The sequence below is a fragment of the Pseudomonas sp. LBUM1663 genome (genome assembly GCF_059695905.1).
In genome coordinates, this window is record NZ_CP166792.1 from 1,149,343 (window position 1) to 1,163,526 (window position 14,184).

Here is a 14,184-nt window from a genome sequence, read left to right on the forward strand (position 1 = left end):
TGGTTTGATTGTCTTCCGTTATCTGTCCCGCGAAGTCCTGTTGACCTTGAGCGCCGTCAGCGCCGTGCTGCTGGTCATCATCATGAGCGGGCGCTTCATCAAATACCTTGCCCAGGCGGCCTCGGGCCTGCTGGATCCGGGCTCCCTGTTCCTGATCATGGGCTTTCGTCTGCCGGGTTTCCTGCAACTGATCCTGCCGTTGGGCCTGTTTCTCGGGATCCTGCTGGCCTACGGTCGCCTGTACCTTGAAAGCGAAATGACTGTGTTGTCGGCCACCGGCATGAGTCAGCAACGTCTTTTTGCCATTACGCTGTTTCCGGCCACGCTGGTTGCGCTGGTGGTGGCCTGGCTGAGTCTGAGCCTGGCGCCACAAGGTGCCAACCAGTTCCAGCTGCTGCTGAACAAGCAGGATGCGCTGACCGAGTTCGATACCCTGGAGCCGGGTCGCTTCCAGGCCCTGCGCGATGGCACCCGGGTGACCTACACCGAGCAGTTGTCGGATGACCGCATCAATCTGGGCGGTGTGTTCATTTCGCAAAAGAACATCAGTTCCGACAAGAAAGATCGCGGGATTTCCGTGCTGGTGGCCGAAAAGGGCCGTCAGGAAATCCGCCCTGACGGCAATCGTTACCTGATTCTCGACAACGGCTATCGCTACGACGGTAACCCGGGGCAGGCCGACTATCGGGCGATCAAGTACGAGGAATACGGCGTATTGCTGCCCAAGCCGGACGTCAGCGACGAAGTCACCGACCGCGATGCAATGACCACCCGTTCCTTGATCGGCAGCGATGACATTCGTTCGCGCACCGAACTGCAATGGCGCCTGTCCCTGCCGTTGCTGGTGTTCATCGTGACTTTGATGGCGGTGCCGCTGTCGCGGGTCAATCCACGCCAGGGACGTTTCCTCAAACTGCTGCCGGCGATTCTTCTTTATATGGCTTACCTGAGCATCCTGATTGCCGCGCGCGGCGCCCTCGAAAAAGGCAAGATCCCGCCGGCGCTGGGGTTGTGGTGGGTTCACGGGATTTTCCTGGCCATTGGCCTGGGCTTGCTCTATTGGGAGCCGTTGCGCTTGAAGATGGCGAGTCGCCGCAGTGCGCTGGAGGTGGCCCGTGGTTAAGCTCGATCGCTACATTGGTAGCAGCGTGTTCGTGGCCATCCTGGCGGTACTGGGGATTATCCTCGGCCTGGCGACCCTGTTTGCCTTCATCGATGAGATGAGTGAGGTCAGCGACACCTACACCTTGATGGACGTCTTGAGCTACGTCTTGCTGACCGCGCCCCGTCGTTTGTACGACATGTTGCCGATGGCGGCACTGATTGGTTGCCTGATCGGCCTTGGCAGCCTGGCCAGCCACAGCGAACTGACGATCATGCGCGCCGCTGGTGTGTCGGTCGGCCGGATCGTCTGGGCAGTCATGAAGCCGATGCTGGTATTGATGGTGGTGGGGGTGCTGATCGGCGAATACGTCGCGCCGGCCACCGAAGTCACCGCTCAGGCCAACCGTTCTCTGGCTCAGGGTGGCGGCGATGCACAGAGCGCCAAGCATGGTTTGTGGCATCGCCAGGGTGACGAATTCATTCACGTCAACTCTGTGCAACCGAACGGTCTGCTGTACGGCGTCACCCGTTATCGTTTCGACAATGAGCGTCATATGCTGTCGTCCAGCTTCGCCAAGCGGGCGAAGTTCGATCAGGATCACTGGCAGTTGAGCGACGTGACTACCACGCTGTTCCATGAAAAGAGCACCGAAGTGGTCACTACCCCGGTCGAGCGCTGGGATGTCGCCTTGAGTCCGCAACTGCTGAGCACGGTGGTGATGTCGCCTGACACGCTGTCGATCAGCGGTCTGTGGGGCTACATCCACTACCTGGCTGACCAGGGCCTGAGCAACGGCCGTTACTGGCTGGCATTTTGGGTCAAGGTGTTGCAGCCGCTGGTGACCGCCGCGCTGGTACTGATGGCGATTTCCTTCATCTTCGGGCCGTTGCGCTCGGTGACCCTTGGTCAGCGGGTCTTCACTGGCGTGCTGGTCGGCTTCACCTTCCGCATCGTCCAGGATTTGCTGGGGCCTTCGAGCCTGGTGTTCGGTTTCTCGCCGCTGTTTGCGGTGCTGGTTCCGGCGGGTGTCTGTGCCCTGGCCGGTGTCTGGCTGTTGCGCCGAGCCGGCTGATCAGGGGGTTTCCCGACCTCTGCGGTGATGAAAAACGCCCCTGTCGCAAGACCGGGGCGTTTTTGTAGGTGCCGTCTGACCTGCGAACGTGACGCTTGCGCCGTGGATCAGGTACAATTCCCGGCTATTTTTCGGCGGGCTATGCCTGCAGCCTTTTTGAGTGTTGATCCGTGAGTGATTTGAGTCATATCCGCAATTTCTCCATCATCGCCCACATTGACCATGGCAAGTCGACGCTGGCCGATCGCTTCATCCAGATGTGCGGCGGCCTTGCCGAGCGCGAAATGGAAGCCCAGGTGCTGGACTCCATGGACCTGGAACGTGAACGCGGGATCACCATCAAGGCCCACAGCGTCACCCTGTATTACACCGCTCGCGATGGCATCAAGTACCAGCTGAACTTCATTGACACCCCGGGCCACGTTGACTTCACCTACGAAGTCAGCCGGTCGCTGGCGGCCTGTGAAGGTGCGTTGCTGGTGGTCGATGCCGGTCAGGGCGTTGAAGCGCAGTCTGTTGCCAACTGCTACACGGCGATCGAGCAGGGCCTGGAAGTCATGCCGGTCCTGAACAAGATCGACCTGCCGCAGGCCGATCCGGACCGCGTCAAAGAAGAAATCGAAAAAATCATCGGCATCGATGCCACCGATGCGGTCGAGTGCAGTGCCAAGACCGGCCTGGGCGTCGACGAAGTACTCGAACGTCTGGTTCACACCATTCCTGCGCCGACCGGCAACTACGAAGATCCGCTGCAAGCGTTGATCATCGACTCCTGGTTCGACAACTACCTGGGTGTCGTTTCCCTGGTACGCGTGCGCCATGGTCGTGTGAGGAAGGGCGACAAGATCCTGGTCAAATCCACCGGCAAGATCCACCTGGTGGACAGCGTCGGTGTCTTCAACCCGAAGCACACCGCCACCGTTGACCTGAAAGCCGGCGAAGTGGGCTTTATCATTGCCGGCATCAAGGACATTCACGGTGCACCGGTCGGTGACACCCTGACCTTGAGCTCCACGCCAGACGTTGACGTGCTGCCGGGTTTCAAACGTATTCAGCCGCAGGTCTACGCCGGTCTGTTTCCGGTCAGCTCCGACGACTTCGAAGATTTCCGTGAAGCCCTGCAAAAGCTCACGCTCAACGACTCGTCCCTGCAGTACACCCCGGAAAGCTCCGACGCCCTGGGCTTCGGCTTCCGTTGCGGGTTCCTCGGCATGCTGCACATGGAAATCATCCAGGAGCGCCTGGAGCGCGAGTACGACCTGGACCTGATCACCACGGCGCCGACAGTAATTTTCGAGTTGTTGCTGAAAACCGGTGAAACGATTTACGTCGATAACCCGTCGAAGCTTCCAGACCTGTCCTCGATCGAAGACATGCGCGAACCGATCGTGCGGGCCAATATTCTTGTGCCGCAAGAGCACCTGGGCAACGTCATTACCCTGTGCATCGAAAAGCGTGGCGTGCAGCACGACATGCTGTTCCTCGGTACGCAGGTCCAGGTGACCTACGATTTGCCGATGAACGAAGTGGTCCTCGACTTCTTCGACCGTCTGAAATCCACCAGCCGCGGCTATGCTTCGCTGGATTACCATTTCGATCGTTATCAGTCGGCTAATCTGGTGAAACTGGATGTGCTGATCAACGGTGACAAGGTCGACGCCCTGGCGCTGATCGTGCACAAGGATAACGCGCACTACAAAGGTCGCCAGTTGACCGAGAAGATGAAAGAACTGATTCCGCGCCAGATGTTCGACGTCGCGATCCAGGCCGCCATTGGTGGGCAGATCATTGCGCGGACCTCCGTCAAGGCACTCAGAAAGAACGTATTGGCCAAATGCTACGGCGGTGACGTTAGCCGTAAGAAAAAACTGCTTGAAAAGCAAAAGGCCGGTAAAAAACGCATGAAGCAAGTCGGCAACGTGGAAATTCCACAAGAAGCCTTCCTTGCGGTGCTCAGGTTGGATAGTTAGGTCCTATGTCACTAAATTTCCCGCTGTTGCTGGTCATCGCCGTGTTCGTCTGCGGCCTGTTGGCGTTGCTCGATCTGCTGTTCCTGGCGCCTCGGCGCCGGGCTGCCATCAACTCCTATCAGGGGAGCGTCAGCCAGGCTGACATGGTAGTCGTCGAGAAACTGAACAAAGAGCCGCTGCTGGTCGAATACGGCAAGTCGTTCTTCCCGGTGTTGTTCATCGTGCTGGTGCTGCGTTCGTTCCTGGTGGAACCGTTCCAGATTCCTTCCGGCTCGATGAAACCGACCCTGGACGTCGGCGACTTCATTCTGGTGAGCAAGTTTTCTTACGGGATCCGCTTGCCGGTGATCGACAAGAAAGTCATCGAAGTCGGTGATCCGCAGCGCGGCGATGTGATGGTGTTCCGCTACCCGAGCGATCCGAACGTCAACTACATCAAGCGTGTGGTGGGCCTGCCGGGTGACCAGATTCGCTACACCGCCGACAAGCGTCTGTTCGTCAACGGCGAATCGATTGCCGAACAACTGGTCGGCTCCGAGCCGGGCACGCTGGGCAGTGCCGAGCTCTACAAGGAAAAACTCGGTGTCGCCGAGCACCTGATCCGCAAGGAAATGAGCCGCTATCGCGCATCGCCGGACCGTTCGTGGACCGTGCCGGCCGGGCACTACTTCATGATGGGCGACAACCGCGACAACTCCAACGACAGTCGCTACTGGGACGATCCGAGCATTCCCAAGGATCTGCTGGGCATGGTTCCCGACAAGAATATCGTCGGCAAGGCCTTCGCAGTCTGGATGAGCTGGCCGGAACCCAAACTCAGTCACCTGCCGAATTTCTCGCGGGTTGGCCTGATCAAGTAATCACACACGGCGCTGTTGAACACAGCGCCGAATGCATTTCTGGAGTCGACACAATCGGCGCCGAAAGCATGAAAACAATGATATTCAGGACGTAATTTTTGAACACAGCGTTAATTGTCCCAAGCCTGCGCCGCATCACGGCCATGGCGGTGGAATCCAGCCACGAACTCAGCGTGGGTAAACCGTGAGCGTCTCCTTAAGCCGTCTAGAGCGTCAGCTCGGCTACACCTTCAAGGATCAGGAACTGATGGTCCTGGCCCTGACTCACCGCAGCTTTGCCGGGCGCAACAACGAACGCCTGGAATTCCTCGGTGATGCCATCCTCAACTTCGTCGCTGGCGAGGCGCTGTTCGATCGCTTCCCGCTGGCTCGCGAAGGCCAGTTGTCGCGTTTGCGCGCACGTCTGGTGAAAGGTGAGACGCTGGCCGTACTGGCCCGCGGTTTCGATCTGGGCGAATACCTGCGACTGGGCTCCGGTGAGTTGAAAAGCGGCGGGTTCCGTCGCGAGTCGATTCTGGCCGATGCCCTCGAAGCGCTGATTGGTGCGATCTACCTGGACGCCGGCATGGACATGGCGCGCGAGCGCGTGCTGGCCTGGCTGGCCGGTGAGTTCGAAGGCCTGACGCTGGTCGACACCAACAAAGATCCAAAAACCCGTCTGCAGGAATTCCTGCAATCGCGTGGTTGCGAGCTGCCGCGTTACGAAGTGGTGGATATCCAGGGTGAGCCGCATTGCCGGACGTTCTTCGTCGAATGTGAAATCACCTTACTGAATGAAAAAAGCCGAGGTCAGGGTGTGAGTCGTCGTATTGCCGAACAGGTAGCGGCCGCCGCAGCACTGATTGCCCTGGGTGTGGAGAATGGCAATGACTGATTCAACTGCAACTCGCTGTGGCTATGTTGCCATCGTCGGCCGTCCCAACGTGGGCAAGTCCACGCTGCTGAACCACATCCTGGGTCAGAAACTGGCGATCACCTCGCGCAAGCCGCAAACCACCCGCCACAACATGCTGGGCATCAAGACCGAAGGCGCGATCCAGGCTGTCTACGTCGACACCCCGGGCATGCACAAGGGCGGCGAAAAGGCCCTGAACCGTTACATGAACAAGACCGCTTCGGCGGCGTTGAAAGACGTCGACGTGGTGATCTTCGTGGTGGATCGCACCAAGTGGACCGACGAAGACCAGATGGTCCTCGAGCGCGTCCAGTACGTGACCGGCCCGCTGATCGTGGCACTGAACAAGACCGACCGCATCGAAGACAAAGCCGAACTGATGCCGCACCTGAGCTGGCTGCAGGAGCAACTGCCGAACGCGCAGATCATGCCGATCTCGGCCCAGCACGGGCACAACCTTGAGGCGCTGGAACGGGTGATTGCCGGTTACCTGCCGGAAAACGATCACTTCTTCCCGGAAGACCAGATCACCGACCGCAGCAGCCGCTTCCTCGCCGCAGAACTGGTGCGCGAGAAAATCATGCGCCAGATGGGCGCCGAGCTGCCATACCAGATCACCGTCGAAATCGAAGAGTTCAAGCAGCAGGGTAAAACCCTGCACATCCATGCCTTGATCCTCGTCGAGCGTGACGGCCAGAAGAAAATCATCATTGGCGACAAGGGCGAGCGCATCAAGCGTATCGGCACCGAGGCGCGCAAGGATATGGAATTGCTGTTCGACTCCAAGATCATGCTTAACCTGTGGGTGAAAGTGAAAGGCGGCTGGTCCGACGACGAGCGCGCTCTGCGTTCGCTGGGTTACGGCGACCTGTAACACCGGATCCAGATACACCGAAGAACCCCTGTGGGAGCGAGCCTGCTCGCGATGAGGACCTGAAATTCAACATCACTGTTGACTGGCAGACCGCAATCGCGAGCAGGCTCGCTCCCACATTGGTTTCTGGTTGTTTATAAGATCGCGTTTCTTCATTGAGAACTCCATGTCCCAGCCCATTGGCCAACCCGCCTACGTCCTTCACTCCCGCGCCTACCGCGAAAGCAGCGCATTGGTGGACTTCCTCACGCCGCAAGGTCGGCTGCGGGCGGTTTTGCGCAGTGCGCGGGGCAAGGCGGGGACATTGGCGCGGCCATTCGTGCCGCTGGAAGTAGAGTTTCGGGGGCGGGGTGAGCTGAAGAACGTTGGGCGAATGGAAGCGGGCGGTGTTTCAACCTGGCTCAACGGTGAGGCCTTGTTCAGCGGCCTCTACCTCAACGAACTGCTGATCCGCCTGTTGCCCGCCGAAGACCCGCATCCTGGCGTGTTTGATCACTACGCCGCGACGTTGCTCGCGCTGGCCGAAGGTCGTCCGCTGGAGCCTTTGCTGCGCTCTTTCGAATGGCGCCTGCTCGACGACCTCGGTTACGGTTTCGCCCTGACCAGCGACATCCACGGCGAGCCCATCGCCCCGGACGGTCTGTACCGTTTGCAAGTGGATGCTGGCCTGGAGCAGGTCTATCTGCTGCAACCCGGTCTGTTCAACGGCACCGAGCTGTTGGCCATGTCTGAGGCTGACTGGACCGCGCCGGGTGCGTTGTCCGCCGCCAAGCGTCTGATGCGTCAGGCATTGGCTGTGCACCTGGGCGGTCGTCCGCTGGTCAGTCGCGAGCTGTTTCGCAAGCCGTAGTCTCCCCGTATGCTGTGCGCCGAATCTTTAAATTCAGGAGCGCTTCCGTGACCACCAGCAATCGCATTCTTCTTGGCGTAAACATCGACCACGTGGCCACCCTGCGCCAGGCCAGGGGCACTCGTTACCCGGATCCGGTCAAGGCAGCACTGGACGCGGAAGAGGCGGGCGCTGACGGCATCACTGTGCATTTGCGCGAAGACCGCCGGCACATCCAGGAACGCGACGTGCTGTTGCTCAAGGACGTGCTGCAAACCCGCATGAATTTCGAAATGGGCGTCACTGAAGAAATGATGGTGTTCGCCGAGCGCATCCGCCCGGCGCACATTTGCCTGGTCCCGGAAACCCGTCAGGAACTGACCACCGAAGGTGGTTTGGACGTTGCAGGGCAAGAAGCGCGGATCAAAGCCGCCGTGGATCGCTTGTCGAAGATCGGCTGCGAAGTGTCGCTGTTCATCGACGCTGATGAGCGGCAGATTGAAGCGTCCCGTCGCGTTGGCGCGCCGGCTATCGAACTGCACACCGGGCGTTACGCCGATGCAGAGACGCCGACTGACGTGGCTGAAGAACTCCAGCGCGTGGCCGATGGTGTTGCGTTTGGCCTGGCTCAGGGGCTGATCGTCAATGCCGGCCACGGTCTGCATTATCACAACGTTGAAGCGGTGGCCGCGATCAAGGGCATCAACGAACTGAACATCGGCCATGCGCTGGTAGCGCATGCGTTGTTTGTCGGGTTCAAGTCGGCGGTATCGGAGATGAAAGCATTGATCCTGGCCGCGGCGTTGAAGGGCTAAGACCGAGGCGCTGCCTTCGCAGGCAAGCCACGCTCCCACAGGACCGCGCCGAACACAAAGTTGTGGCTCAACTCGTACCTGTGGGAGCGTGGCTTGCCCGCGAAGGCGTCTTTGAAGGTAGCGAAGATTTAAAGCTGCGGGGTTTCCTGATTCGGCTTGGTCTTGTCGACCCCCGGCACATGCAGGTTGCCTTCCGCCACTTGATTGCCTTCAAGCTGCGGCTGCGTGACCCAGGTCAGAATGTCGTAGTAACGACGGATGTTCGCCACGAAGTGCACCGGCTCGCCGCCCCGGGCGTAGCCATAACGCGTCTTGCTGTACCACTTCTTCTCTGACAGGCGCGGCAGGATCTTCTTCACGTCCAGCCACTTGTCCGGGTTCAGGCCTTCTTTCGCCGCCAGTTTGCGCGCGTCGTCCAGGTGGCCGCTGCCGACGTTATAGGCCGCCAATGCAAACCAGGTGCGATCCGGCTCTTGGATCGACTCGTCCAGCTGATCTTTCATGTAGGCCAGGTATTTGGCGCCGCCCATGATGCTTTGCTTGGGGTCGAGGCGATTGGATACGCCCATGGCCTGCGCGGTGTTCTGGGTCAGCATCATCAGCCCGCGAACGCCGGTCTTGGACGTGACCGCCGCTTGCCATAACGACTCCTGATAACCGACGGCCGCCAGCAGGCGCCAATCGACTTTCTCTTTCTTGGCGTAGGCCTTGAAGTGTTGCTCGTACTTGGGCAGGCGTTGCTGCAAGTGTTGGGCGAAGGTGGTGGCGCCCATGTAACCCAGTACGTCGACGTGCCCGTAATAGCGGTCTTTGAGACGTTGCAAGGTGCCGTTTTTCTTCACCTTGTCGAGGTAGGCATTGATCTCGTTGAGCAGGCTGTTGTCGTCGCCAGCGGCCACCGCCCAACTCTGGTTGCTGGCATCACCGAGGTCGAAGGCCACTTGTATGTTGGGGAAGTAGACCTGGTTCATCGCGACTTCATTTGAATCGACCAGGGTCAGGTCGATCTGACCTTCATCGACCATCCGCAGCAAGTCGACGACTTCAACCGCGTCGGACTCTTCGTATTCAATGCCGGGATATTTCTTTTTCAGTTCCGCCAACTGTTCGGCGTGTGTGCTGCCCTTGAGCACCATGATCTTTTTGCCAACCAGGTCGCCCGCGTCGGTCGGCCGCGATTTGCCGTTGCGGTAGATGATCTGTGGCGTGACTTCGAGATAGGAGTGGGAAAACCGCACCTGCTGTTTGCGTTTCTCGCTGCTGACCAGACCGGCAGCAGCCAGCACCGGGCCGTTAGGCTTGCCCACCTGATTGAACAGGTCGTCGAGGTTGTCGGCGGTCTCGATCTTGAGTTCCACCCCCAGATCGTCGGCGAAGCGCTTCACCAGCTCGTATTCGAAGCCGGTTTCACCGTTGCGATCCTGAAAGTAGGTGGCGGGGCTGTTTCGGGTAACCACCCGCAGCACACCATCCTCCTTTACGCGCTCCAGCGTGTTGGGTTTATCAACACAGCCACTGAGCATCAGGAAGAGTCCGGTTGCGATCAGCCATTTGGCGTATCGCGGACGCAAAGCCGTTGGGGAAAACATCTGCGCAGTATACGCAAAGGACCACGACCGCCATATCTCGACAGCGAAGGGCTTGTCTGCTAGGGAGCGAAAAACCCGCTTGGAGCCCGCAGGAATGGGCCAAAACGGTAATTTGTGACATAAAAAATAACCCTCGGCGAGCCGCGGTATGAGGTCCAAATACCCGGCCCGACGTTCGGGTGCGGCCGCGCGCACCGTTTCGGGTGATGTCGCGGGCGGTTTAGGCTAGAATGCACGGCCTCAAAGCACACCCCTTCCCGAGGCTGTCCCGAAGATGTTGATCCTGCGCGGCGCTCCTGCCCTTTCTGCCTTTCGCCACAGCAAACTCCTTGAGCAACTGAGCCAGAAAGTCCCGGCTGTCAGCGGCTTGTATGCTGAATTCGCTCACTTCGCCGAAGTTACCGGCGTCCTGACCGGCGACGAACAGCAGGTGCTCGCGCGCCTTCTGAAGTACGGTCCTAGTGTTCCGGTACAAGAACCGACCGGTCGTCTGTTCCTGGTGTTGCCGCGTTTCGGCACCATCTCGCCGTGGTCCAGCAAGGCCAGCGACATCGCTCGCAACTGCGGCCTGAGCAAGATCCAGCGCCTGGAGCGCGGCATCGCGTTCTACGTCGCCGGCCAATTCAGCGACGCTGACGCGCAGCTGATCTCGGACGCCTTGCACGATCGCATGACCCAGATCGTCCTCGGCAACCTCGAACAAGCTGCCGGTCTGTTCAGCCACGCCGAGCCGAAACCGCTGACCGCGATTGACGTGCTGGGTGGCGGCCGCGCCGCGCTGGAAAAAGCCAACACCGAGCTGGGCCTGGCCCTGGCCGAAGACGAGATCGACTACCTGGTCAACGCCTTCGTCGGCTTGAAGCGCAACCCGCACGACATCGAACTGATGATGTTCGCCCAGGCGAACTCCGAGCACTGCCGTCACAAGATCTTCAACGCCAGTTGGGACATCGACGGTCAGAGCCAGGAAAAAAGCCTGTTCGGCATGATCAAGAACACCTACGTGATGCACAGCGAAGGCGTTCTGTCGGCTTATAAGGACAACGCTTCGGTGATCGTCGGCAACGTCGCCGGCCGTTTCTTCCCGGACCCTGAAACCCGCCAGTACGGCGCGGTGCAGGAACCGGTGCACATTCTGATGAAAGTCGAGACTCACAACCACCCAACCGCGATTGCCCCGTTCCCCGGCGCATCCACCGGTTCCGGTGGCGAGATCCGCGACGAAGGCGCTACCGGCCGTGGTGCCAAGCCAAAGGCTGGCCTGACCGGTTTCACCGTGTCCAACCTGCAGATCCCGGGCTTCGAACAGCCGTGGGAAGTGCCGTATGGCAAGCCTGAGCGCATCGTTACTGCTCTGGACATCATGATCGAAGGCCCACTGGGTGGCGCCGCGTTCAACAACGAATTCGGTCGTCCAGCCCTGACCGGTTATTTCCGTACCTTCGAACAATCGATCACCACCCCGCGTGGCGACGAAGTTCGCGGTTACCACAAGCCGATCATGCTGGCCGGCGGTATGGGTAACATCCGTGCCGAACACGTACAGAAAGGCGAGATCACCGTCGGCTCCAAGCTGATCGTGCTGGGCGGCCCGGCGATGTTGATCGGCCTGGGCGGCGGCGCCGCTTCCTCCATGGCCACCGGCACCAGCTCGGCAGACCTGGATTTTGCCTCCGTACAGCGCGAAAACCCGGAAATGGAACGTCGCTGCCAGGAAGTCATCGATCGTTGCTGGCAACTGGGCGACAAAAACCCGATCAGCTTCATCCACGACGTCGGCGCGGGCGGTCTGTCCAACGCCTTCCCGGAACTGGTCAACGACGGCAACCGTGGCGGTCGCTTCGAGCTGCGCAACATTCCAAACGACGAGCCGGGCATGGCCCCGCACGAAATCTGGAGTAACGAATCCCAGGAACGCTACGTTCTGGCTGTGGGACCTGCAGACTTCGAACGCTTCCAGGCGATCTGCGAGCGCGAGCGTTGCCCATTCGCCGTCGTCGGTGAAGCCACTGCTGAACCACAACTGACCGTTACCGACAGCCACTTCGGCAACAGCCCGGTGGACATGCCGCTCGAAGTGCTGCTGGGCAAAGCCCCGCGCATGCACCGTTCGGCCGTTCGTGAAAACGAAATGGGCGACGATTTCGATCCATCGACTCTGGAGATTGCAGACTGCGTCGAACGCGTTCTGCATCACCCTGCCGTGGCGAGCAAAAGCTTCCTGATCACCATCGGCGACCGCACCATCACCGGCCTCGTGGCCCGTGACCAAATGGTCGGCCCGTGGCAGGTTCCGGTAGCCGACGTTGCCGTCACCGCCACCAGTTTCGACGTGTACACCGGTGAAGCCATGGCCATGGGCGAGCGTACTCCGCTGGCTCTGCTGGATGCTCCGGCGTCGGGCCGCATGGCCATCGGCGAAACCCTGACCAACATCGCCGCTTCGCGCATCAACAAGATCTCCGACATCAAACTGTCGGCGAACTGGATGTCCGCCGCCGGTCACCCCGGCGAAGACGCGCGTCTGTACGACACCGTGAAAGCGGTCGGCATGGAACTGTGCCCGGAGCTGGGCATTACCATTCCGGTGGGCAAGGACTCTATGTCCATGGCCACGCGTTGGAACGACGAAGGCGTCGACAAGACCGTGACGTCGCCGATGTCCCTGATCGTGACCGGTTTCGCGCCAGTGGCTGACATCCGTCAGACCCTGACCCCGGAACTGCGCATGGACAAGGGCACCACCGACCTGATCCTGATCGATCTGGGCCGTGGCCAGAACCGCATGGGCGCCTCGATCCTGGCCCAGGTTCACGGCAAGCTCGGCTCGCAAGCGCCGGACGTCGACGATGCCGAAGACCTCAAAGCCTTCTTCGCCGTGATCCAGGGCCTCAACGCCGACGGTCACTTGCTGGCGTATCACGACCGTTCCGACGGTGGTCTGCTGACCAGCACCGTGGAAATGGCCTTCGCCGGCCACTGCGGTTTGAGCCTGAACCTCGACGGTCTGGCAGAAACCTCCGCCGACATCGCCGCGATCCTGTTCAACGAAGAACTGGGTGCTGTGATCCAGGTTCGCCAAGACGCCACGCCGGACATCCTCGCGCAGTTCAGTGCTGCCGGTCTGGGCGAGTGCGTGTCGGTGATCGGTCAGCCGATGAACAACGGCCAGATCAACATCACCTTCAACGGCGAAACCGTGTTCGAAGGTCAGCGTCGTCTGCTGCAACGTCAGTGGGCTGAAACCAGCTACCAGATCCAGCGTCTGCGTGACAACGCCGACTGCGCCGAACAAGAGTTCGACGTGCTGCTGGAAGAAGACAACCCGGGCCTGAGCGTCAAACTGAGCTACGACGTCAACCAGGACGTCGCCGCGGCTTACATCAAGAAAGGCATCCGCCCACAGGTTGCCGTGCTGCGTGAGCAGGGCGTCAACGGTCAGGTGGAAATGGCGGCTGCGTTCGACCGCGCCGGTTTCAACGCGATCGACGTGCACATGAGCGACATTCTGGCCGGTCGTGTCGACCTGAACGACTTCAAGGGCATGGTGGCTTGCGGCGGTTTCTCCTACGGCGACGTACTGGGTGCCGGTGAAGGCTGGGCCAAGTCCGCGCTGTTCAACAGCCGTGCTCGCGATGCGTTCCAGGGCTTCTTCGAGCGTACCGACAGCTTCACCCTCGGCGTGTGCAACGGTTGCCAGATGATGTCCAACCTGCACGAACTGATCCCGGGCAGCGAGTTCTGGCCGCACTTTGTGCGCAACCGTTCCGAGCAGTTCGAAGCGCGGGTGGCGATGGTTCAGGTTCAGGAATCGAACTCGATCTTCCTGCAGGGCATGGCTGGTTCGCGCATGCCGATCGCCATCGCTCACGGTGAAGGTCATGCCGAGTTCGCCAGCGAAGAAGCGTTGCTGGAAGCCGATCTGTCCGGTTGCGTGGCGATGCGTTTCGTCGACAACCACGGCAAGGTCACCGAAAACTACCCGGCCAACCCGAACGGCTCGCCGCGCGGGATCACCGGTTTGACCAGCCGCGACGGTCGCGTAACGATCATGATGCCGCACCCGGAACGCGTGTTCCGCGCCGTGCAGAACTCGTGGCGTTCGGAAGACTGGAACGAAGACGCGCCTTGGATGCGCATGTTCCGTAACGCGCGCGTCTGGGTGAACTAAGGGC

At 60.1% G+C, this 14,184-nt stretch carries 10 protein-coding genes; 9 read left to right on the forward strand and 1 reads right to left on the reverse strand.

Going from position 1 to position 14,184, the window contains the following annotated elements:
- The first annotated feature begins 4 nt into the window (after positions 1–4).
- The 8 genes from lptF (at position 5) to pdxJ (ending at position 8,420) form a co-directional block, all read left to right on the forward strand.
- Positions 5–1,123, forward strand: coding sequence for an LPS export ABC transporter permease LptF (lptF, locus tag ACA075_RS05045; protein WP_497297547.1), 1,119 nt, complete (start codon positions 5–7; stop codon positions 1,121–1,123).
- Entirely contained in the window at positions 1,116–2,177 is a 1,062-nt protein-coding gene (gene lptG / locus ACA075_RS05050; RefSeq protein ID WP_497297548.1) for an LPS export ABC transporter permease LptG, read from the forward strand. Before lptF ends, lptG begins: the two co-directional genes overlap by 8 nt.
- Positions 2,178–2,347: 170 nt before the next feature.
- Positions 2,348–4,147, forward strand: a complete 1,800-nt coding sequence (lepA, locus tag ACA075_RS05055) for a translation elongation factor 4 (protein ID WP_219095818.1) — start codon at positions 2,348–2,350, stop codon at positions 4,145–4,147.
- 5 nt (positions 4,148–4,152) lie between these two features.
- On the forward strand, positions 4,153–5,007 hold the full coding sequence (gene lepB / locus ACA075_RS05060) for a signal peptidase I (RefSeq protein WP_219095819.1): 855 nt from the start codon (positions 4,153–4,155) through the stop codon (positions 5,005–5,007).
- A 184-nt stretch (positions 5,008–5,191) separates the two neighbouring features.
- Positions 5,192–5,881, forward strand: coding sequence for a ribonuclease III (gene rnc, locus ACA075_RS05065; protein ID WP_010463056.1), 690 nt, complete (start codon positions 5,192–5,194; stop codon positions 5,879–5,881).
- Entirely contained in the window at positions 5,874–6,776 is a 903-nt protein-coding gene (gene era, locus ACA075_RS05070; RefSeq protein ID WP_010463054.1) for a GTPase Era, read from the forward strand. Before rnc ends, era begins: the two co-directional genes overlap by 8 nt.
- 166 nt (positions 6,777–6,942) lie before the next feature.
- Entirely contained in the window at positions 6,943–7,626 is a 684-nt protein-coding gene (gene recO, locus ACA075_RS05075) for a DNA repair protein RecO (protein ID WP_497297549.1), read from the forward strand.
- Positions 7,627–7,673: 47 nt separating this feature from the next.
- On the forward strand, positions 7,674–8,420 hold the full coding sequence (gene pdxJ, locus ACA075_RS05080; protein WP_497297550.1) for a pyridoxine 5'-phosphate synthase: 747 nt from the start codon (positions 7,674–7,676) through the stop codon (positions 8,418–8,420).
- 128 nt (positions 8,421–8,548) lie between these two features.
- Here the strand turns inward: pdxJ and mltF are convergent, their stop codons facing one another.
- Positions 8,549–10,009 (reverse strand): membrane-bound lytic murein transglycosylase MltF, encoded by a 1,461-nt coding sequence (gene mltF / locus ACA075_RS05085; RefSeq protein WP_497297552.1) that lies wholly within the window; start codon positions 10,007–10,009, stop codon positions 8,549–8,551.
- A gap of 274 nt (positions 10,010–10,283) precedes the next feature.
- On the opposite strand from mltF, the gene purL reads away from it, so the two are divergent.
- The gene (gene purL / locus ACA075_RS05090; protein WP_497297553.1) at positions 10,284–14,180 is read left to right on the forward strand and encodes a phosphoribosylformylglycinamidine synthase; all 3,897 of its coding nucleotides are present in this window, start codon (positions 10,284–10,286) and stop codon (positions 14,178–14,180) included.
- Positions 14,181–14,184 lie beyond the last annotated feature (4 nt).